Source organism: Agrobacterium sp. M50-1 (assembly GCF_049843495.1).
GTDB lineage: Bacteria > Pseudomonadota > Alphaproteobacteria > Rhizobiales > Rhizobiaceae > Agrobacterium > Agrobacterium radiobacter.
In genome coordinates this window covers 18996-40474 of sequence record NZ_JBBHZH010000007.1, presented here as the reverse complement: position 1 = coordinate 40474, position 21479 = coordinate 18996, and the positions used below count along the sequence as shown (strand labels likewise).

The window sequence follows — 21479 nt, the reverse complement described above, 5'->3', positions numbered from 1 at the left end:
AAGTGGACCCCGGTTTTCCGTTCGGAAATGCGACAAAACAAAGAGTTTAGGTAGCCGAAGGCGACAGGCTGCCTGCAAGGCGCCCGGACGGTTCGACTGCGATTTCATGCGAGCATTGGTGCGGTGGGGGTATGCCCCCACCGCATTTTTGCGCGTTTACTTTGCGGCTGCGACGGCAGCCGGCAGTTCGACGATTGCTTCATCCGCCGTCAGTTCACCGTTGAACTCACGGGTAACGACGTCATAGATCGCGTTCTTGACGGCAGCCGGGTTGGCGTGACCATGGGCCATCGAGCCGAAAAGCTTGCCGCTCTTGTCAGCCTCGGCAAGATCGGCGATCGCCTTCTTGCCGCAGGCGTCAAAGGCCTCGTTCGACACATCGGACCGGGCCGGAGCCGAACCCTTGACGACATTGAATGCCGATTGGAAGGTCGGGCTTTCAATTGCGGCGGCCATTTCCATCTGCGCCGGCACCTTGTCGGCAGCGACCTTGAACATGGCGAACTGGTCGGAGTTGAAGGTCACCGCCCCTTGCGTTTCAGGATAACGGACGCAGACAAAGTCCGTACCCGGCACCTTCTTCGCCTTGACGAATTCACCCTTCGCCCAGTCGCCCATGAACTGAACGCCGGCCTTGCCTTCGATGACCATGGCGGAAGCAAGGTTCCAGTCGCGACCGGAGAAGTTGTCATCCACGTAAGTGCGAAGTTTCGTCATGCGCTCGAAAGCGGTCTTCATCTTCTCGCCGCCAAGTGCTGCCGGGTCGAGGTCGATGAACGCCTGCTTGTAGAAATCCGTGCCGAGCGACAGCACGACCGCGTCGAAGATTGTTGCGTCCTGCCATGGCTGTCCACCAGCGGCGATGGGGGTAATGCCCTGCGCCTTGAAGTTGTCGAGCATGGCGATCAGTTCGTCCCAGTTCTTGGGCTCCTTGCCGCCGGCCTTGTCGAGCGCCGCCTTGTTGATCCACATCCAGTTGGTGGAATGCACATTCACCGGGGCTGCAATCCAGTGCCCGTCATATTTCGAGAAGCGCTGCAGGGCTTTCGGAATGACCTTGTCCCAGCCGTCTTTGGCGGCCAGTTCATCGAGATTGCCGAGAGCGCCTTCTTTCGCCCAGTCCTGAATGTCGAAACCGAGCATCTGCACGGCGGTCGGCGCGTTGCCGGCGGTAACGCGGGCGCGCAGCACCGTCATGGCTTCCGTGCCGCCGCCGCCGGCGACAGGCATATCGGTCCAGGAGATATTCTTCGCCTCAAGGTCCTTCTTCAGGACGTCGAGTGCGGCAGCCTCGCCGCCGGACGTCCACCAATGCAGGACTTCAACACTCTCCGCCGCCTGTGCGGCGCCGGCCATCATGGACACTGCCAATGCAGTGCCTGTCAGAAATTTGCGCATATGTTCCTCCCATTGTCGCAAATTAAAGCGAGGAATACCCCGCCCCGTCACCCGTCCTCCTCGGACGCAGTCAGTCTAACCGGCTAGAGCGGGATGGCGAAAAGTGTGTGCGGTTTTCGCCTGAAATCCCGCTCTAATCCTATGATCTACGCCGGTTTTTCAGTCTGCGGCATCCACCAGCCGGTGCGTCCGCCAATATGCATGTTCAGGGTCTTGGTTTCCGTATAGTCCTCGACCGCATGGCGGCCGAGCTCCCGGCCGAGACCGGACTGCTTGTAACCTCCAAACGGCAGCTCGCTCGCGCCATCCATGAAGGTATTCATCCACACCGTACCGGCCCGCACGCGGCGTCCGATCGTCAGGCACGTATCGAAATCGCGGCTCCAGACGCCTGCGGACAGGCCGTAATCGACGGAGTTGGCAATTTCGATGGCTTCTGCGGTTGTCTCAAAGGTCAGAACCGAAAGGACCGGTCCGAAAACTTCTTCACGCGCAACGGCCATGACCGGCGTGACGTCGGAAAGAATGGTCGGCGACATGAACTGCCCCATTCCCAAGTCGAGCTTTTCTCCCCCATGAGCGATCTGTGCGCCGCTGTTTTTCGCATCTGAAACGTAACCGGAGATTTTTTCAAGATGCTGTGGCGTAATGATCGCGCCGACCTGTGTCGTCGAGTCCAGAGGATCGCCTACCTTTACCTTGCTGGCAAGTTCGCCGACGCGTTTGACCACATCCGCCGCGATGCTCTTGTGAAGAATAAGGCGCGACCCGGCATTGCAGCACTCGCCGGCATTAAAATAGGCCCCGAAGACAGCCGCGTCGATGAACGCATCGAGATCAGCGTCCGGAAATACGATCTGCGGGTTCTTGCCGCCCAGTTCAAGCGAGACCTTTTTCAGGCTTTGCGCGGCATTGACCATGGTCAGCTTGCCGACGCCCGTGGAACCGGTGAAAGAAACCATATCGACGGACGGATGCGAGGTCATGATCGAACCGACCTCGGCGCCGGTTCCCGTCACGATGTTGACCACACCCTTCGGCACGCCCGCTTCCTGCAGGATTTCGCCGAGAACAAGCGTCGAGCCGGAACTGAGTTCCGAGGGCTTTACAACCGTCGTGCAGCCGGCCGCCAGCGCAAAAGGCAACTTCTGACCGACGATCAGGAAAGGGAAATTCCAGGGTGTGATGATCGACACGACACCGATCGCTTCGCGCAGGACAACGCCGAGCGTGCCGTCACCGAGTGTGTTGTAGCTTTCGCCGTGCAAATCTCTCGCAAGTGCGGCGGCATAACGCCAGATATCGACGGAACCGGCGATTTCACCACGCACCTGGGTAATCGGTTTGCCGGCCTCGACCGCATCGAGATAGGCAAGTTCTTCGGATCGCGCGGCAATCAGGTCCGCAGCCTTCAACAAAATAGCCGAACGTTCGGAAGCAGTCATGCGAGGCCATGGGCCATTATCGAAAGCGGCGCGCGCGGCCGCTATCGCCCGTTCCGCATCGGCCTTGGTTCCGGATTGAAAACGACTGACGACGGAGCCATGGCCGGGCGCTACCCGCTCGATCGGGTCGACATTGCTTTCGATCCAGTTGCCGTCGATGAGCATCTTGAAATCTCGGGCCGTCCGGTCGCTCAGCATTTTCGGATTGATCAGAACCGTCATCACCATTCTCCGTTGAATATCGCCGGGCGCTTTGCGCCAAATGCCGCCACGCCTTCTTTCAGGTCGCCGGTCTTGGCAGCCAGGATGGAACCCAATGCTTCGATCGCCGTGCCATTGTCTTCACCGCTTGCCGAAGCGATCATCAATTTAACGATCTCGGACGCGGCCGGACCACGCGCGGCGACGCGCTCCGCATAATCTTTCGCGGCGGTCAGAGCATTGCCCGTTGTGGTAACGGCATCGACAATCCCAAGCGCGAGCGCTTCCTGCGCACTGAATACCTCGCCACCGAGCGCCATCCGGCGCACGGGCTGGGCGCCGAACCGCTTGACCAGCCGCTGCGTGCCCGACCAGCCGGGCACCATTCCGAGGCTGGTTTCCGGCAGACCGATCTTGATCTGCTCCTCGGCAATGCGAATGTCGGCGATACCCGCCAGTTCAAGGCCGCCGCCGAGCGCATGGCCGTTCAGTGCGGCGATCAATGGCACCCGCAAGGTTGCAAGACGTTCGAAAACCCGGTGACCGTGGCGAACCCAAGCGTGGCCAAATTCCTGAGGCTGCATACCGCCCCATGCCTTGATATCGCCGCCCGCCGAAAAGCCCTGCCCCTCGCCCGTCAGGATCGCCACACGGACCGTGCTGTTTGCCTCAACCTCATCGGCGGACGCCATCAGCGCGCCGAGCATACCCAGATCGAGAGCATTGCGTTTTTCCGGCCGCGACACCGTCATGATCGCGATGTGGCCGTCGATTTCGACGCGAACCGTGCCGTTAGCCATGGAAGGTTCCCTCCAGCACGCGGGCGCTTTTTGTTGGCAGCGCAAGGCCAATATTGGCTTCGGCAAAAAGCGAGGCGTCCATCACCTTGAGGTCGTCGGCAAGGATAAGCTCGAACTCTGACTGATCGAGGATTTGTGTCTGCAAATCGATGCCCGGCGCGATCTCGGTCAACACGACGCCTTGCCGCGCCAGCTTCATCACGCAACGTTCAGTGACATAGGTAATATCCTGGCCCTGCTCGATTGCCCTGCGGCCCGAGAAGGTCACGTGCTCAACCTCATTGACGAGCTTCTTCAGCTTGCCTTCTTTTTCGACAACCAGCTTGCCGTCATTGATCGACAGCTTTGCCCCCGCATTGAACATGCCGGAAAAGACGATTTTCCTCGCCCGCGCCGTGATGTCGACGAAGCCGCCTGCGCCTGCGGTCACATGCGGACGGAAGGAAAGCTTCGAGACATTGACGGAGCCGTCTTTGCCGATTTCGAGGAAGGACAGCAGCGATGCATCAAAGCCCGCTCCCTGAAAATAAGTGAACTGATAGGGTGAAGGCATATAGGCGTCGGCGTTCGAGGCGCAGCCGAATGCGAAATCCAACAGGGGAACCCCGCCGACCGCACCCTGCTCGATCACCCAGGTCACAGCGCCATGCAGCCCTTCTTCCAGCAGAATTCTCGGCACATTCGCAGAGATGCCGAAACCGAGATTGACGCAACTGCCAGCCTCCAGCTCCTGCGCCACACGACGGGCAATCACCTTCTGGATATTGAATTCCGGCACCTCGAATGAATCGAGCGGATGGAAAACCTCTCCCGAGATCGCCGGATCATAGGCCGTCTGGGTCGTCTGCTTTTGATCGGGATCGACAACAACGTAATCCACCAGCATGCCCGGCACCCGCACATCGTGCGGTTTGAGCGAGCCTTCCTTGGTGATGCGCTTTACCTGCGCAATGATGATGCCGCCATTGTTTCGGGCGGCGAGCGCCTGATCGAGACCTCCGAGATAAGCGCCCTCATGTTCGTAGGAGAGATTGCCGCGCTCATCGGCGGTCGTCGCGCGAATGATCGTCACCTGCGGAATGATTGAGGGGAAATGCAGCCATTCCTCGCCTTCGAAAGTGACGCGCTTGACGACCGGCTCGGCCGCTGCCGAAGCATTCATCGCGCAGCCCTGACGGGCCGGATCGACAAAGGTATCGAGGCCGATTTTTGTGAGAACACCCGGGCGCTTTGCGGCCGCCTCGCGATGCATGTCGAACATGATACCGGATGGGATATTATAGGCCGGAACTTCATCGGCGGTGATCATCTGCCAGATCAGAGGCGGCTCGGCGCTGGATGGACCGGACGGATATGAACCGCCGATGATCCGCTTCAGCAGGCCCTTTTTCGCAATGTGATCCACACCCTTGATGCCGCTCATGTCACCGGCGGCAATCGGGTGAAGCGTCGTGATGTTCTTTGGGTGTCCGGTCGCATCGAAGCGGTCGCCAATCGCCTTCAACATCAGATCGGGGCAACCCAGACCGCTTGATGACGAGACGGAAACGATTGCGCCATCTGGAATGAGATCCGCTGCCTGCGCGGGAGTGATGTGTTTTTTCATGACCGGCTCTCAATTCCCGTTTTGACCCGAACAGCGGCTCCGCTTTTCGCAGCTTCGACGACGGCAAGCCCGGTCGCCAGCGACCAGATGCCGTCTTCAGCAGTCGCGGCAGGTTTGCCGCCCGTGATGGCCGAGTGAAATGCTTTGAGCGCGACCTCATAGAGATTGTCGGAACCCGCCTGGATTTCCTCCTCGCCAGCCTCGGTGCGCAGCACGACAGTGCCGACCGACTTCTGGGTCATCACATTTCTGGCGATCAGGGAGCCTTCGGTGCCATGAACCTCAAAACCGGTCTCGGCATATCTGGTCGTGAAGCCATCGTGGAACTGCGCGATAACACCATTTTCGAAACGGATGACACCCATGACGGCGTCTTCAAGACCTTCCCTGCTCATGCCGCCGGCCTGAGAAAACGCGATGACCTCGACCGGATCGGCACCCAGCACAAAGCGAAGCGTGTCGACGTCGTGCACGGTGATGTCGAGGATAACGCCGCCGCCCGCAGACGGCTTGTCCAGCCGCCAGCCCTGTAAGTGCGGCGGCAGGTAAACCGCGTGAAAGACGCGCGCGCTGAGCGGCGTTCCGATCCTGTCGGCGGCGATTGCATCGCGCATCGCGCGGTGAGTGGGGGCATTGCGGAGATGATGATTTGTGGCCAGAACGACGTTTGCCTCGCGGGCCGCGTTTGCCATCGCGTGCGCCTCTTCGAGCGACAGCGCCAAAGGCTTTTCACAAAGAATGTGTTTTCCCGCTCCGGCAGCGGCGAGCGCCTGCTCGCAATGCAGATCATTCGTCGTGGAAATATAAACCGCATCGATGGCCGGATCGGTAAGAAGCGACGCCAGATCGGCAGCGACATTCGGGATGCCGTTTGCCGCCGCATATTCCGCCCCGCGAACAGGGTTGGAACTCAGAACGGAAACGACCTCGCCGCCGGTTTTTCTGATCGCGTCGATCACCCATTCGCGCGCGATCGTGCTTGCGCCGATCAATCCCCAACGCACCGTCATGTCAATGTCCTCCCGACTTTATTGCGTTGCGCTCCGCAGCTCTCCCGCAAAACGAGCCGAACCGCCGTTGTCACGGTCTCCGCATCGGCTTTCTCTGAATTGATCTGCTTGAGAAGCAGCTGCGCCGCCCGCCTGCCGATCCCCTGGGGGTCGACGGCGATGGTGGTCAAAGCCGGCACCGTCGTCTTGGCTTCGATGACATCGTCAAAGCCGACAACCGCAAAATCGCGCCCCGCCTCCATCTGCCGGGCACGCAGCCCGTCGCAAACGCCGAAAGCCACGGCATCATTAAAGCAGACGGCGGCCGTGACTGGCTCAGTCGCCTCGAGCACTCGACCGATCGCCTCGACCCCGCCGGCGCGCGAGGGCGTGCAGGGAACAACGGCCGCCTCCTGAAAAGGCAGACCGGCGACAGCCAGGGCATCCCGAAAGCCGCCGACCCGCTCGTGAAAAACCGCCGTATCGGGAAAGCCGCCCATGAAAGCGATGCGGCTGTGGCCGAGCGAGGCAAGATGGGCAACCGCCTGCGCCATGCCGGCCTGATTGTCGGATGCCACCGACGAGACTTTCGCACCGGGCAGACTGCGAACAACGACCACGACAGGAATGCCGGCGGCAATCAGCGGCTTGAAGTCGAGCGGATCAGTCGCACGGGCGGGCGACACGATCAGTCCGGAAATGCCATGCTCGCGCATCGAGGCAATCACCTCGCGCTGCCGGTCGATGCTTTCGCTGGTATTGGCAAGAAATTGGACATAGCCGGCCGATTGCACGACCGTATCAACGCCGACGGCAAGCTCCGCAAAGAAGCTGTTCGTCAGATCGTTGACGACGACACCGATGATTTTCGATTTCGCACTGGTCTGGCGCAGGTTCGCGGCGCCACGGTTATAGACATAACCAAGCTCGCGCATCGCCGCATTGACCTTGGCCCGCGTCCCCTCATTGACGAGCGGCGAACCCCGCAGCACCAGCGAGACTGTCGATTTCGACACGCCTGCGGCCTGCGCGATATCTATAACGGTCACCCGTCCGCCAGTCATTGAACCCTCCCAGGTCGTCCATCAAGATCGAGGGGTAATTAATTGGAACGTTCCAATTTTGTCAAGTGACATCGCCGTAGCAAAATCGAAAACTACGAAAGGCTCCGTCTAAAATCGCCAATAATGTTTTAATTTCAATGATATTATGATCTCTTTTGGTTTCCATGATTTTCAGAAACCCTATGAAGTTTCGGCATAATTGCCATTGAAAAATGGAACGTTCCAAAAATACGCTATTATTTCTTCTCAGCGGGAGCGAGGTGGGTCGAGTTTGCAATGCCGGCGAACGCGAAGGCCGGCAGTGTTCGGCCAAGCCGGAACAGCGACGCTTGCCCTTCCGCCCTAATGGATCGTAGTTTACCGGCCAACGCCTACGGCCGGTAAACGATCACCCCTCATTCCGGAGCAATGAATGACCACCCAAACGCCTTCGCTTGACGCTCTGCGGGCAGAGCTAGCAGCCCTTCAGCTCAACACCTTCAACTATGACTTCGCCTGGAAGTTGGGCAGCCTGATAAGACTGCGGGCAGCGGCGCAGGCGCTTCCCGTTGCAATCGAGATAAGGCACGGCGCCGACGTGGTGTTCGCCAGCCTGCTGCCGGGTGCGACTATCGACAATTTTGGATGGACACGCCGCAAATGCGCGGTCGTTCATCGTTTTCACCGCAGTTCGCTTCAGGTCCGGCTCGAAGCCGAACTGAAGGGATACGACTTCAACGCAAAGTTCGGCCTGCCGGTCAGCGATTTCGTTGCCAGCGGCGGTGGATTCCCCCTCATTATCCGCGGCGGCACACTGATCGGCTCGGTGGGTGTCAGCGGACTGCCTGACGTTGAAGACCACAATCTTATTACACTCTGCCTGAAAGAAATGCTCACAGGCTGACATGGTTCGACACGAGTACTCGTCACACCGGAATAAGCCCTCCTCCGATCGCCGGTACCGACACCGCCCTTTCATTCGTCAGGTAAGCGCTCGGCGTGAAGGCGACAAAAAGGGAGGCGTCACCCGCCCCGCCAGCCCCGCGCATTGTCTATGGCGCGCGCAAAGCGGGCGTGGTCAGCTGCCCCGACCGATCCGTCAGGCGTGAATATCTCGGCATCGTTTCGCATGGAGGCAACATCGATACCGCACAGTTCCGCCAGACCGAGCGCCGTCAGCTCGCGCATGGCAGGAACGCAAATGGTTCGGCCGCTGGCTGCGGCCAGAAAACGGGCGAAATAGCGACTGTTCGACAAGCCGCCATCGATGGAGATCGTATCGCCTATGGGAGCAACAGCCGATGCCGCCTCGATCAGCCGAGCCGTCAGCAGGGCAATGCCTTCCAGCACGGCGCGCACCATGTCACTTCGTCCGGTGGCGTGGTCCATGCCGATGAAAAGCGGCACGGCCTGCCTGTCCCAATAGGGCGCGGCAAGGCCCGAAAGGGCGGGCACGAATACAAGGCCGCGGCGAATGGCCGATGGTCCCTCGAAACCATCGAGCTCGGCACTATCCGCGTATAGGCCGATCTTTTTTGCCCATTCAAGTGCCGCGCCGGCATCGTAGACGCCGCCTTCGATGGCGAAGACGGTGCGCGCGCCCTGCATTTTCCAGCCGATGGTCGGCAGAAGCTCGCCCGCCAACGGACGCCCGTTACCGGCAACGGCCAGCAGAAAGGCCCCGGTTCCGAAGGTTATCTTGCAATCGCCGGCCTTGCGGCAGCCATGCCCATAAAGCGCGGCCTGCTGATCGACAATGGAAACGCGGATGGGCGTTGCCTCAACCGCGCCAAAACCGCTATCGACAGGAGCGATCAGGGGCAGGCAATCCATCGGCACGCCGTGAAGCGCGCAGAGTTCAGGGCTCCAGTCTCCGGTTGAAAGATCGAGCAGCCCCGTGCGCGACGCCGTCGCAAGGTCCGTGCGGAAAGCGCCCGTCAGCCGGTCCAGAAAGAACGCATCGGTAGTGCCCAGCCGCAAACGCCCTGCGGCCCTTGCCTGCGCCACTGCCGGATTGTGCCTCACCAGCCAGGCCAGTTTGCTGGCCGAAAAATAGGGATCGAGCGGCAGCCCGCAAATCTCTTTCGAACGATTTGTCGCCGAGGGCGGCAGGGCGGCCAGCGCTTCGGCGGTACGGGCATCCTGCCAGACGATGACCGGCGACAACGCCTCACCGCTCACGGCATCCCACGCCAGACAACTCTCGCCCTGATTGGCGATAGCGATGGCGTCCACCGGCCCAGCGGCGGCCAGCACCGCGCGAATATTGCCCAGCAGTTCTTCCGGATCATGCTCCACATGGCCCGCGGCCGGATAAGATTGCGCGTGACGCCGGCTGGCCACGACCTCCGCCGTGCCGCTATCGCTCACCACAAGGCACCGGGTCGACGTCGTCCCCTGATCGATCGCCGCAATGCGCATCAATTGGTCTCCTGCAAGTGAAAGGCAATCTGGCTCGCTTCAAACGCAGCGCCGGGAATGGGCACCAGCACACGGCGTTCAGGGCGCCACAGGCCTGTCTTGCTCCACACTTCCGTTCCCTCTAGACGAAGCGAAAGCCGGCCTCGAACGCGTCTGGCGAAGCGAAGCTGAAAGTCCCGAAATGCCGGTCTGTCAAACCCTCCCGACCGTAACATGGTGGGAACCACAAGTTTGAGTGGATCGGTGAAGGTGACAGGCACCGCGGGGGCGTCACAGGGTTCCCGAACGAGATCGTCAGCCACCGCCGCGCCGACGCGGCGACCTTCGCGAAACGCCCAGCCCCCCGTTTCCACGGCCCGCAATACATTCCCACCGGCAAAAAAGATCGGGTTGGCCATGCGTCCATCCTGATCGATCAGCGGCCCGGCGCTGCCTGCCGCTACATCCAAGGGGGATGCGTTGAGAAGGGCTGCCTCCGGCGTGAACCGTCCGGTGAGCAGAACACCGTCGCATTGAACCGTCAGAATGCGGCCACCCGCCAAACGAATATCGGCCTCCTCGACACGGTTACGCCCGCGAATATCCATGAGTGTCGCACCACAATGAAAGGGCACCCCGGCCAGTCGCGGAAACCAATGAAAAGGCGACCGCGCCAGCGGATGAGGCTCCGGCTCGATCATCGCCACCGGCCGGGCGCGATGCGTGAGGCAGGTCAGAAGCGCGGAAAAGGAAACCAGTTCCGAACCGATGATCAACGGCCGGCGAAAGGGCATGATGCCGTGAAAGGCGACATAGGATTGCAGCGTGCCGGTGGTGATGACGCCCACCGGCCGGTCGCCGGGCAGAAGCCGCGCAGAGCGTGGTTTTTCCCGCGCGCCTGTCGCCAGCACGATACGCCGGGCCTTCAGCGTCTCGACCCCACGCGCCGATGTCACCAGCATCGCGCCATCCTGCCCCAGTTCCACCACGGAATGACCGGTGCGGATATCGACACCCGCCTCCTGCGCCTGCCGCTGCAGGCGTTGTGCATAGGCAGGGCCGAAATAGACGCGTCTGAATTCGCGCATGCCGAAGGGCGAATGCAGGCAATGCCGGGTCGCGCCGCCAAGGGCCGGCTCGCGGTCGAGGATCATCACGCGGTCGATACCGCGCGCTTTCAGCTCCAGCGCCGCAGCCACGCCTGCCGGGCCGCCGCCAACCACGATTACATCTGCATCCTCAGCGTTTGGATGCTCTCGCTGAAAGGACTCCACGGCGCTCATCGGTCGTCTCCCTCCCGAACGGCTAGCGGGGCTGCCAGACGGTCGCCCGTCATCGCGGCCAGCCGGGCGTTGCAATAAAAGCCCTGACAGCGCCCCATGCCGGCACGGGTGCGCCGCCGCAGCCCGCCGAAATCGCCAGGCGGCACCGGACTTAAGAATGTCGCCTCGATCTCGCGGCGGGTGACGAGTTCGCAATGACAGACGATTTCGCCGTGATCGGCGCGCTGCCAGTCCCGCTCGCAGGTTTCGGTCAGGTTGGGCATCGTCACTTCTGGGACTGAAGGCGGCGGGGCAAAATCCCTACCGAAACCCTCGTGGAGCGCCAAAGCATGTTGCGCCAGACCGAGTGCTGCGCTGAGACCCGTGGAACGCACCCCGCCGAGCGTGATGGCGCGCCGCTCGGGCCGCGCGGAAATCCGGTAATGTTTCTTTTCAGAGGCCGGCCGCAAACCGGCATAAACGGCGGTCACGGAAACAGAGGCCAGCGCCGGAACGATCTCCGCACCGCGTTTCAGCAGCGCTTCCAGTGTCGCCGTTTCGACCGTCGCCCGCTCGCGCTCATCCTGCTCTTCCGCCGTCGGCCCGACGAGAACATTACCGAAGGCGGTTGGGCACACCACGATGCCCTTGGTGATTTCGGTCGGAACGGGCAGGATGATGCGCGGCACATGCCGGCGGGCAGCCTTATCAAGCACGACAAACTGCCCCTTACGGGGCTTGATGGTAAATTCGGGTGAAAGCCCCAGACGCGCATCGACGATATCGCCGAACAGGCCGGCGGCATTGACGACGCTCGCGGCAAGGATAGCGCCCGCCGTCGTCTCAATCCGCCACGCACCGTCGAACACACCGGACAGAACCTCCGCGTTTCGCACCAGCTGCGCGCCCAGCGCCACCGCCTGTGTGAGATAGCCAAGCGGGGCGGACCACGGATCGATGATATGTTCGCCCCGGACTTCAAGCGCTGCCACAAGACGCTTGGACAGGCCCGGCACGGTTTCACGGGCCTGTCCGGCCGTAAGGAGCTCAAGTCCGGCAATGCCGTTGCGCCGACCCTGATCGGCGATTGCCTGCAGTTTTTCCGCCTCGTCCGGGTTCCAGGCGCAGACGAGCGCGCCGGTTTCAACGAGGCTAAGGCCCATCTGCCCATGAATGGAAAGATATTCCGCCCGGCCCGCCTTCACCAGTTCCAGTTCCAGACTGCCTTCCGGCGCATCGAAGCCGGTATGGAGGATGGCGCTATTGGCCTTGGAGGCGCCGGAGAGGATATCGGAGCCTTTTTCGATGACCACCACCTTCGCACCGGCCAGCGCGAAGCGGCGGGCGACCGCGCAACCGACCACACCGGCGCCGATGACGGCAACGTCGAATTCCGTGGAGGGGGTCTGAGCCATGGGCTTCCCTTTGCCTTCGTCGTTCAAAGCGAAATCAACGGGCGCGACGGATCGCGCCGATGAGCCGCGGCGTTCATAAACGAGAGTGAAATTCGCGCGGCGTCAGTCAGGCGGGACGGCACAGGTTCCAGGATTGACCAGCCTCACGCTGATAATCTCCCAATATGCCGTCTTTCCCGCCCTTACTTCACGAAAGTCTTGGTCAGGCCCGCCGTGCGGTCGACGATGAGGACGACTGCAAGGGTGAGCACGATCAAGAGAACGGAAATGGCCGCAACAAGCGGATCCGCCTGCGTTTCCACATGCTGATACATGGCGACGGGAAGCGTGGTGATGCGCGGGCCGGTGAGGAACAGCGAAATCACCGCTTCATCGAACGACACGAGAAAGGAAAGTGCGGCCGTCGCCACGACGCCCGGCGCGATCATCGGCATGGTCACGCGCCGGAAGACGGTGAGCGGCGATGCCCCGAGTGTCGAAGCAGCCTCCTCGAAAATCAGCGGCAGACCCGCAAGCGAGGTGGTGAGGACGCGCAGCGCATAGGGCAGCACGATGATGAGGTGGGCGATCACCAGACCGGTGAAAGTGGCGAGCAGGCCGGCGCCAGCGAAGACGATCAGGATCGCGAGGCCGAGCACGATGGTGGGCAGCAGCAGCGGAGCCGTGAAGAAGGCGAGAAGCGCATCCGCGCCGATCACCCGCATGCGCACGATGGCATAGGAGGCAGGCAACGCGATCAGCATGGACAGCACTGTGACGATGACGGCGAGAAGGGTGCTGGTGCCGAGCGCCGCCATCATCTTGGAATTATGCATGAGTTCCACATACCAGCGCAGGCTCCAGCCGGAGGGCGGAAAGGCCATGTAGCTGTCGGCCGAAAACGAGATCGGCACGACGAGAACCACGGGCGCCAGCAGGAAAAGGAACATGATGAAGGCGACGATTTTCAGCGCCAGCGGAGCGGGACGTTCTTCCATCTTCGATCTCCTTTAAAGAATGGCCCGCAGAAGCCGGGAATAAAGCACCAGCGCCGCACCGAAGATCACGAGGATGATCATCGACAGCGTCGCAGCGAGTGGCCAGTTGAGCGTCACGATGGCCTGATCGTAGATTTCCGTCGCCAGAAGGAAGACGCGCCCACCGCCGAGCAGCTTGGGGGTGATGAACGAACTGACCGCCAGAACGAAGGAGAGCAGGCAACCGAGCGCGACGCCGGGCATGGTGAGCGGCACGATGATCCGCCAGAACACCTTCCAGGGCGACGCGCCGAGTGTTTCGGCCGCTTCCTCGACACGTGGATCAAGCCTGCCGAAACCGGCAAGCAGCGCCAGGATCATATAGGGCATCAGGATTTCCGTGAGGCCGATGACGACGCCAACCTTGTTGAACAGCAACCGCACGCCGCTTTCGGCGCCGAGTGCAAAGAGGATGTTGTTGATGAGGCCGTCATCGGCAAGGATCGCGATCCAGCCATAGGTGCGCACCACGGCCGAGGTCAAAAGCGGCGAAATAACGAGCACCAGCAGCAGCGTTTTCCAGCGGCCCTGCGCCCGATGAAGGTAAAGCGCGATGGGATAGGAGGCGATGAGTGTCAGAATGGTGATCAGAAGGCTGGTCAGGATGCTCTGGCCGATCAGTTCGATATAAAAACCGTCGGTCAGCGTGGACGACCAGTTGTCGAGCGTGTGGGCTTCCCCAAGACCGCCACCGCCGAGGCTTTCACGGAAGGAAAGCAAAAGCAGGTTGAAGACGGGCATTACGAAGGCAAGGCCATTGACCGCGATGATCGGCCCGAGAAGAAGCGTTGCGAGAAACACCATGGAGGATGTGCGGCTGCCGGGAGCCGTGATCATGACCGCCGCCGTCATTGGCCTGCTCCGAAGACCAGCGTGTCCTCCACGCGCCAGATGAGGCTGACCGCACTGCCGGCCGCCACCGGCGTTTCGCCGCCTGATGTCGCGCGCTCCACCGACAATGTCTGCCCGCCGGCGGCGATCTCGTAATGGAGGATATCACCGGCATAATAGACGTCACGAACCTCACCGGTGATGCGGTTGACCGGCGCGCCATCGAAATCTGGCACGGCGTCATCAGCAACCGTCATGGCCATGCGGTGCGGCCGCACCATCAAATCAATCTTGCCATTGTGTGAACCGGGTGCCCGCAATACCGCATCGCCGACCGTGATGTGATCGCCGACCGCGTTTCCGACCAGCCTGTTGGTGCGGCCGACGAAGGAGGCGACGAAAGCCGTTGCCGGACGTTCGTAAAGATCATGCGGGGTGCCGAGCTGTTCCAGCCGCCCGCCATTGAGGACGGCGACCTTGTCGCACATGCTGAGCGCCTCTACCTGATCATGCGTGACGAAGATGGAGGTGATGCCGAGCTGCTTCTGGATGCGGCGGATTTCCGAGCGCATCTCGTCGCGCAGCTTGGCATCGAGATTGGAAAGAGGCTCATCGAACAGGAGAATGGAGGGCTGGATGACAAGCGCACGCGCCAGTGCGACGCGCTGCTGCTGGCCACCGGAAAGCTGGGCGGGACGACGGTCCTCACGCCCTTCCAGGTGCACCATGGCAATCGCCTCACGGGCGCGACGTTCCGCTTCGGCAGCCGGCACCTTGCGCATTTCAAGACCGAACATGACGTTCTTGAGGACCGTCATGTGCGGGAAGAGCGCGTAGCTCTGGAAAACGAGGCCGATGTCGCGCTTGTAGGGCGCAAGCTTCGTCACGTCCTTGCCATCGATCAGGATCGAACCCGACGTCACGGGCGCGAGGCCTGCAATCATGCGCAACGACGTCGACTTGCCGCAGCCGGATGGACCGAGGAAAGCGACAAGTTCGCCCTTGGGTATCTCGAGGTTGAGATTATCGACGGCGACCATGGTCTCGTAGCGCTTGGTCAGTGAACGAATCGAGAGAAATCCTGGCTGCATGATGTCTGAAGTTCCCATTCCGGCTTTTTGCCTTTCTCCAGAACATGTTCCACCCCGGCGGGGTCTCGGACATGTCCTGTCCCTTGATCTATGCAATCACGGCGGAAATTCACCTGCGCTGTGCGCGGCGCTTTCCCTAATGCCGATCCTCGGACCACTCCCCTCCATCGACCCCGACACCGACGGAGGAAATGAGCCGAGGGCTATGCCGTTTCCGCATCCACCCGAAGGGATGCGGAAGTCTTGCCATTTTTCACGCCGGGCGCGAAAGCCTTAGCGGCTGAGCGGGATGACCTTGCGGCGCCAGTCCTGTGTGATCTTGTCACGAACCTTCGAGAGGCCGATCCAGTCAACCGGGATAACCTTGTCCATCGCCTTGACGACCGTGCGATCGCTGACATCGGGAGCCACCGTTGCCTTGGCATTGGTCGGCGCATAATACATGGCGGCGGTAAAGGCAGCCTGGGCTTCCGGGCTCAGCGCATAGTCAACGAACTTGCGGGCCGCCTCGGACGATGGGCCGCCCTTGACGAGATTGAGCGTGTTGATCTGCAGGATGGTGCCTTCTTTGGGCAGAACCACCTTCATCTTGCCCTTGGAACCATCAGCATTCACCTGGCTGCGGGCATTCCAGCCCACGCCCAGCGACACCTGGCCGTTGACGACATTCGGATAGACTTCCGGCTTCGGTTCCCAGGTCTGGACGTTCGGCGCGACTTCCGCCATCGCATTGATGCCGGCGTCGATATTCTTGATGAAATCGGTGCCGCCATTCATATGGTCCATGATGATCGTCGTGCCGATACCGACGATGTCAGGAGCGCTCAGCATGGCGACCTTGCCCTTGAAGGCGCTGTCTTTGAGCGCATTCCAGCTGTCCGGTGCGGTCTTGATTGCATCGGTGTTGTAGATGAGAACGAGATTGTCAAAGGTCACGCCGACGCCGGCGACACCCTCGAAGCGGGCGTTCGGATAGAGGTCGGCGACATTCTTGGTGACGCTTTCATCGATCTTGTCGAACAGGCCTTCATCCGTGCCGGTCTTGGCGACGGAGACGTCCATTAGCGCAATATCGGCCTGTGGCGCAGCCTTCTGGGCGCGCAACGAGCCGAGCATGGCGGCAGAACCCTGCTGCGGGAAATAATCGACCTTGATGTCAGGGTTGGCGGCCATGAAAGGCTCGATGACGGCCTTGGTGTAACGCTCCTGGAAAAGGCCGCTATAACCGAGGAACGTTACGGTCTGCTGGGCGTGCGCCGGCAGGGCGGCCGCGCCAAGCATGAGAATCCCACTCAGAAGTATCGTTTTCTTCATTGTCCTGTTCTCCTCTATTGTTATTGGGAGTGGCGAACGGATCCGCCACCCGTAAGATTGTGTCAGGCGCTGAGCTTGGCCTGGACAAATTTATTGGCCCCGGAAATATCAGGCAGCTTCTCGCCGTTGCGCAGGCGCTCCAGAAGCACGAGTTCAGCTTCCTGCATGCCGATGGCGCGCTCCGCCATGGCGCGTGCCTGATCTGGGTGAAGGGCGACGACGCCGCTTTCATCGCACAGGATCGCATCGCCCGGATTGATCACCTGGCCGCCGACGCTGATGGGAATGTTGATCGCGCCTTCCAGACCAAGGATTTTGGTGGTGATCGGCGACGGGCCGCGGCACCACATGGGCATGTCGACCTTGGTGAACTCCGAGAAGTCGGTCGCCGGACCATCAACGACGCCGGCTTTGACGCCAGCCATCTTCATGGTGTTGGTGATGACGCCGCCCCAGCAGGCGTGGCGGGTATCACCGCAACGGTCGATGAGGACGATATCGCCCGGACGCACGAGTTGCGTCAGGTAGTGGAGCATGGTCGAATCCGCGTTCGGGATGCGCAGCGTGACGGCTGTGCCCGCCACGCGCTTGCCCGGAAGAACGGCCCGGATTTCGGGATCGACAAAGCCGGAGTGAAGCACATGACCAATCGTTGCGACTTCGACCTTCTCAAGAAGCTCGATAATGTCGCCGCTGATCTGTTCCGGCATGGGGTTGACGATAAACATCAGGTCTTTCTCCGATCAGAGAACATGGTGGTTCGCCACCGGCACGTTGGCGCGCACCTTGGCCGAATAGTCGAAATCGAGGGCGGCCCCCGCCGTGCCGACAGTGTCGGAGCACTGGGCGATGATGTGGCCCCAGGGGTCGATGACCATGGAATGACCCCAGCAGGCCTTCTTGCCACCCGCATGGGCGCCTATCTGGCCGACAGCGAGGAAATAAGTCTGGGTTTCGACGGCGCGGGCACGAGCCAGCACCTCCCAATGGTCCTTGCCTGTCATCAGCGTGAAGGCGGCTGGCAGGACGATGACATCAGCGCCCTTGTCCCGCAGGGCGCGGAACAGTTCCGGGAAGCGGATATCGTAGCAAATGCCGCAACCGACCGTCTTGTCACCGACCTTATAGGTCACGACCTCTTCACCACGGGCGACGGAATCGGATTCGCGATAGCTGATGCCGTTCGGCGTATCGACGTCGAACAGGTGAATCTTGCGGTACCGGGCAATCTGCTTGCCATCAGGACCGAAAACGAGTGTCGAATTATAGAAGCGGTTGCCTTCCTTCTCCACGATGGAACCGGCATGGAGCGTAATTGCGTGCTTCTTTGCCAGCCCCGAAAGCAGCGTATAGATTTCACCATCGGGAAATTCCTCGCCGCTTTCATGCATCTCCTGAGGGTTATCTCCAAGAAATGCAAAGTATTCTGGAAGAACAACAAGGTCTGGATTATCAGACTTCACTGCCTTCTCAATCAAATCGGCAGCAACCTTAAGATTTTCTGCCTTGTCATTCTGGGTATTCATTTGAACAAGTGAGACTTTCACGTTGCTCTCCTCTCATGTTGCGAGGAGAATTAAGAACGGGAACTGTTTTCGTTACAAACGGAAAAACTCTATCGAAACCCATAAGATAAGCTTATGGATTAATCATTTTGCGCCGCAGCATAAAATTTAAGCTGCAGCGGTCATCCATTGCGTGGTGGTTTCACTGACGATCTCAGTCGCCATGTCGGCGATGGCCCTGGCGAGCGCATTGTCGCCACGCTCCTGGTAAACCGTGTGAAAGGTGAGGGGCGGCACCGGCGGCGTGATGTCGAGAATACGCGCTTCGCCCGATTTGATGATGCCGTCCACCAAAACGCGCGGCAATGCGCCCACACCAACGGCGGCGGCCACCAGCCGGGTCATGATCGACAGCGAATTGGAATTATAGATACGGCTGTCGGACAAGCCGTGGGAATCGAGAAGCGCGCGCAATGCCTGGTGCGGCTGTGACCCGGTCGAGAAGGTAAGCAGCGGAAAATGCGCGATATCTTCAAGCGTGACACCGGTTTCCGGCAGCGGCAGATCGACCGCGCCGACCCAGCAGGATTCGAAGGTACAGAGCGGTGAGTTGTAGATATCGGCGGCCATGATCGGCCCCATGATGAAACCGACATCCACCTCGCCGTTCTGAATGCGCTGGGAAAGTTTCAGGCTGGTATCGATTGTGAGATCGAGGCTGACACCGGGATATTGTTCGTTCATGCGGCGGATAAGCAGCGGCAGCCAGGCGTACACGATCGTATCCGCAGCACCGATGCGCACGGTGCCCCTCAACGCTTCCCGGTTACTGACGATCTGCCGGAACTCGCCGGTGAGGTTGACGATCTTTTCGGCATGCTGCAGCGCCAGACGACCGGCGGGCGTCAGGTTGACGCAGCGCACATCGCGCGTGAACAGCACCACACCGAGCTCACGCTCCAGCGCCGCAATCCGGTTGGAGACTGACGCCTGCGTCGTGTGCAAACGTTCCGCAGCGGCCGAAAAGCTGCTCAATCGTGCTGCCCAGAGGAAAGTTTCGAGGAATCGCGTGTTCATGGGGTCCATCTCCTCGCATGGCTCCGCGATCCAGCTTTGCATCTCTGGCTTCGTCTTGCCCTTGGCCTTTTTGGTTCAGGAGGCAGTATGTCCGATGCGCGCGCCGATAAGCAAGGGATCACCGCCGGCGCCTCCCTTTCTCATGGGGATCGCGCCGGCGGCGCCATGCAGCTGCGAATGGAGAGCCCCTTCAGCGTCGAGGCAACAGTGGAACCGTCGCGGCCGCACGCCTTGCTCAATTCAGAGGGGTCAATTCGCATATTCGGAGAGGACGGGATGCGGGCCTAAACAGACGCCCGTCATCCCTGCCCGGTTCTAGTGTCCGCCCTTTGTGGTCGGCGCCGGCGTGTTGAGAAGCTGCTGCTCCCAGAGATAAGCAATGCCGCTGCCGCCGAAGTGCTGGATGAGAATCTCGGTCAGTTCCTCGACATGCTCCGTGCGCGCCCAATCGCGCTGCCATTCGCCAGCAAGCGCCATCACGGTCATCACGTTCGCGCCGGCAGCGATCATGCGCTGGACGGCAACTTCGTGAGACTCCTTCGAAATCCCGCCCGACGCGTCGGTGATCACTGTCACGTCCCAGCCTTCGCCGGCGGCCTGGATGACCGGCATTGCGACGCAGACCTCGGTCCAAAGGCCGGCGATGATCAGTTGCTTGCGGCCGGTCGCCTTGACGGCGTTCACCACATTCTCGTCCTGCCAGGTGTTCACCCAGGTGCGGTCGATGACCTCCTGGCCTGGGAACACGTCGGTGATCTGCTTGAAGAGAAGTCCCCCGCGCGCCGCGATCACGCTGGTGAGAACGGTCGGAACATTGAAGGCTTTTGCCAGCTTTGCCAGCGCGGTCGTGAGGTTGACCACGGCTTGCGGATCGTGGCTGTTCAGGTTCGCTAACTGATAGGGCTGGTGATCGATCAGAACGAGGACCGAGTCTTCGGGACGGAGAAGTGAATCAAGGCCGTTTCGAAAGGTCATGGGTTCATCCTATGTTGGTGGTTTATTGAAGCGCGCTTGCGCAAAAAGGCATGCACCCCCTGGGCGCTGCCGCGGGGCGAAACTTGTCATTCCCGTTTCTGATGCGGTAGTCCTTGTCCGTGCTAAGCTGTGTCGCAGAATGGGGAACACTCGCGTGGATATTGAAGATTTCAGGACATTCGTCGAAGTTGCGGATGCGGGAGGCGTCACAGCGGCCGCGCTGCGTCTCGGTATCTCCAAGTCGATGGTCAGCCGGCGGCTGGTGCGGCTTGAAGCGGAGCTTGGCGTCCAGCTTCTGGCCCGATCCACACGCGGCGCTTCCCTGACCGAGGAGGGCGCAACCTTCCGCGACTATGCGGCAAGGATTTCAGCGGAAATCGATGTGGCCAGGGAAACAATCCTTCCGGCTGGTGAACTTCGCGGCCGCCTGCGGATTGCTGCGCCGCTCTCCTTTGGCCCAACGCATTTCGCGCTGGTGATTGCGCAGATGGCGCGCCGCCATCCTCAACTCCAGATACAGACCTGCTACACTGATCGTTTCGTGGATCTCATCGCAGAAGGATACGATTGTGCGATCCGGGTCGGCACCCTTCCAGACTCCAACCTCGTCGCCAGACGCGTCGGTCCTCTCTACGGTATTTTCGTCGCCAGCCCGGACTATATCAGGGTCCACGGCTCTCCGGAGACACCGGAGGAACTCGTGACCCATCAGGCTCTCATGCAGGGAACGGAAACCTGGCAGGTGATGGATGGAGACACGGTGATAACTCTTCGCCCGCAGGGACGGTTCAAGGCCGATAATGGGGTCGCTCTTGCCGTCGCCGCAGCAGCCGGATTGGGGATCGCCGTGCTGCCTGAGGATCTCGTCAAAAATTATCTGGCCTCAGGCGAGTTGGTGCAGGTGATGAAACGTCATCCACCGCCCCCGGCCGGGATATATGTCGTCAGACCGCCGGGGCAGCATCCCGTCAGAAAAATCCGGGTGCTCACTGAAATGCTGATCGAGTGCTTCGACCACGGCCCCGCGACGGCATCCCTCTCCAACGCCGGGGGAAGCCCCCCGGCAGCTACCTGACCGGCACATTTTCAGAGCCGAACGTCGCTCAATCTT

General features: G+C 60.7%; 20 protein-coding genes. 3 read left to right on the top strand and 17 right to left on the bottom strand.

Annotated elements, in window-relative coordinates:
* Positions 1–156 precede the first annotated feature (156 nt).
* The 6 genes from WDZ78_RS17065 to WDZ78_RS17040 all read right to left on the bottom strand — a co-directional run bounded on the left by WDZ78_RS17065 (position 157) and on the right by WDZ78_RS17040 (position 7503).
* Positions 157–1398, bottom strand: coding sequence for an ABC transporter substrate-binding protein (locus tag WDZ78_RS17065; RefSeq protein WP_020010164.1), 1242 nt, complete (start codon positions 1396–1398; stop codon positions 157–159).
* 146 nt (positions 1399–1544) lie between these two features.
* Positions 1545–3065 (bottom strand): aldehyde dehydrogenase family protein, encoded by a 1521-nt coding sequence (locus WDZ78_RS17060; RefSeq protein WP_026363603.1) that lies wholly within the window; start codon positions 3063–3065, stop codon positions 1545–1547.
* Complete coding sequence (locus tag WDZ78_RS17055) at positions 3065–3844, bottom strand: enoyl-CoA hydratase/isomerase family protein (protein ID WP_425673684.1); 780 nt, start codon at positions 3842–3844, stop codon at positions 3065–3067. The genes WDZ78_RS17060 and WDZ78_RS17055 overlap by 1 nt, the downstream gene beginning before the upstream one ends.
* Positions 3837–5450, bottom strand: a complete 1614-nt coding sequence (locus WDZ78_RS17050) for an acyl CoA:acetate/3-ketoacid CoA transferase (protein WP_425673683.1) — start codon at positions 5448–5450, stop codon at positions 3837–3839. Before WDZ78_RS17050 ends, WDZ78_RS17055 begins: the two co-directional genes overlap by 8 nt.
* A complete protein-coding gene (locus tag WDZ78_RS17045; protein WP_425673682.1) occupies positions 5447–6460 on the bottom strand; it encodes a Gfo/Idh/MocA family protein in 1014 nt (337 codons plus the stop codon). The genes WDZ78_RS17050 and WDZ78_RS17045 overlap by 4 nt, the downstream gene beginning before the upstream one ends.
* Positions 6457–7503: a LacI family DNA-binding transcriptional regulator gene (locus tag WDZ78_RS17040; RefSeq protein ID WP_425673681.1), complete on the bottom strand. Its 1047-nt coding sequence runs from the start codon at positions 7501–7503 to the stop codon at positions 6457–6459. The genes WDZ78_RS17045 and WDZ78_RS17040 overlap by 4 nt, the downstream gene beginning before the upstream one ends.
* Positions 7504–7915: 412 nt before the next feature.
* Here WDZ78_RS17040 and WDZ78_RS17035 point away from each other — a divergent pair, with 412 nt between their 5' ends.
* A complete protein-coding gene (locus WDZ78_RS17035; RefSeq protein ID WP_425673680.1) occupies positions 7916–8386 on the top strand; it encodes a heme-degrading domain-containing protein in 471 nt (156 codons plus the stop codon).
* A 119-nt stretch (positions 8387–8505) separates the two neighbouring features.
* Here the strand turns inward: WDZ78_RS17035 and WDZ78_RS17030 are convergent, their stop codons facing one another.
* The 10 genes from WDZ78_RS17030 to WDZ78_RS16985 form a co-directional block, all read right to left on the bottom strand.
* On the bottom strand, positions 8506–9903 hold the full coding sequence (locus WDZ78_RS17030) for an FGGY family carbohydrate kinase (protein ID WP_425673679.1): 1398 nt from the start codon (positions 9901–9903) through the stop codon (positions 8506–8508).
* Positions 9903–11165 (bottom strand): NAD(P)/FAD-dependent oxidoreductase, encoded by a 1263-nt coding sequence (locus WDZ78_RS17025; protein WP_425673678.1) that lies wholly within the window; start codon positions 11163–11165, stop codon positions 9903–9905. The genes WDZ78_RS17030 and WDZ78_RS17025 overlap by 1 nt, the downstream gene beginning before the upstream one ends.
* The gene (locus WDZ78_RS17020; RefSeq protein ID WP_425673677.1) at positions 11162–12559 is read right to left on the bottom strand and encodes an NAD(P)/FAD-dependent oxidoreductase; all 1398 of its coding nucleotides are present in this window, start codon (positions 12557–12559) and stop codon (positions 11162–11164) included. Before WDZ78_RS17020 ends, WDZ78_RS17025 begins: the two co-directional genes overlap by 4 nt.
* Positions 12560–12741: 182 nt before the next feature.
* On the bottom strand, positions 12742–13536 hold the full coding sequence (locus WDZ78_RS17015; protein ID WP_020010154.1) for an ABC transporter permease: 795 nt from the start codon (positions 13534–13536) through the stop codon (positions 12742–12744).
* 12 nt (positions 13537–13548) lie between these two features.
* The gene (locus WDZ78_RS17010; protein ID WP_020010153.1) at positions 13549–14427 is read right to left on the bottom strand and encodes an ABC transporter permease; all 879 of its coding nucleotides are present in this window, start codon (positions 14425–14427) and stop codon (positions 13549–13551) included.
* On the bottom strand, positions 14424–15497 hold the full coding sequence (locus tag WDZ78_RS17005; RefSeq protein WP_020010152.1) for an ABC transporter ATP-binding protein: 1074 nt from the start codon (positions 15495–15497) through the stop codon (positions 14424–14426). The genes WDZ78_RS17010 and WDZ78_RS17005 overlap by 4 nt, the downstream gene beginning before the upstream one ends.
* Positions 15498–15770: 273 nt before the next feature.
* Positions 15771–16811 carry an ABC transporter substrate-binding protein gene (locus WDZ78_RS17000; protein ID WP_026363598.1) on the bottom strand — a complete coding sequence of 347 codons (1041 nt, stop codon included), beginning with the start codon at positions 16809–16811 and terminating at the stop codon, positions 15771–15773.
* A gap of 62 nt (positions 16812–16873) precedes the next feature.
* Positions 16874–17539: an RraA family protein gene (locus WDZ78_RS16995; RefSeq protein WP_020010150.1), complete on the bottom strand. Its 666-nt coding sequence runs from the start codon at positions 17537–17539 to the stop codon at positions 16874–16876.
* Positions 17540–17554: 15 nt separating this feature from the next.
* Positions 17555–18337: a carbon-nitrogen hydrolase family protein gene (locus WDZ78_RS16990; protein WP_034501111.1), complete on the bottom strand. Its 783-nt coding sequence runs from the start codon at positions 18335–18337 to the stop codon at positions 17555–17557.
* 147 nt (positions 18338–18484) lie between these two features.
* Entirely contained in the window at positions 18485–19393 is a 909-nt protein-coding gene (locus WDZ78_RS16985) for a LysR family transcriptional regulator (RefSeq protein WP_026363596.1), read from the bottom strand.
* 87 nt (positions 19394–19480) lie between these two features.
* Between WDZ78_RS16985 and WDZ78_RS16980 the strand changes: the two genes are divergently transcribed.
* A complete protein-coding gene (locus WDZ78_RS16980; RefSeq protein ID WP_425673676.1) occupies positions 19481–19681 on the top strand; it encodes a hypothetical protein in 201 nt (66 codons plus the stop codon).
* Positions 19682–19708: 27 nt separating this feature from the next.
* Here the strand turns inward: WDZ78_RS16980 and WDZ78_RS16975 are convergent, their stop codons facing one another.
* A complete protein-coding gene (locus WDZ78_RS16975; protein WP_020010145.1) occupies positions 19709–20368 on the bottom strand; it encodes a hydrolase in 660 nt (219 codons plus the stop codon).
* Positions 20369–20522: 154 nt separating this feature from the next.
* On the opposite strand from WDZ78_RS16975, the gene WDZ78_RS16970 reads away from it, so the two are divergent.
* The gene (locus tag WDZ78_RS16970) at positions 20523–21443 is read left to right on the top strand and encodes a LysR family transcriptional regulator (RefSeq protein WP_425673675.1); all 921 of its coding nucleotides are present in this window, start codon (positions 20523–20525) and stop codon (positions 21441–21443) included.
* Positions 21444–21479: the final 36 nt, after the last annotated feature.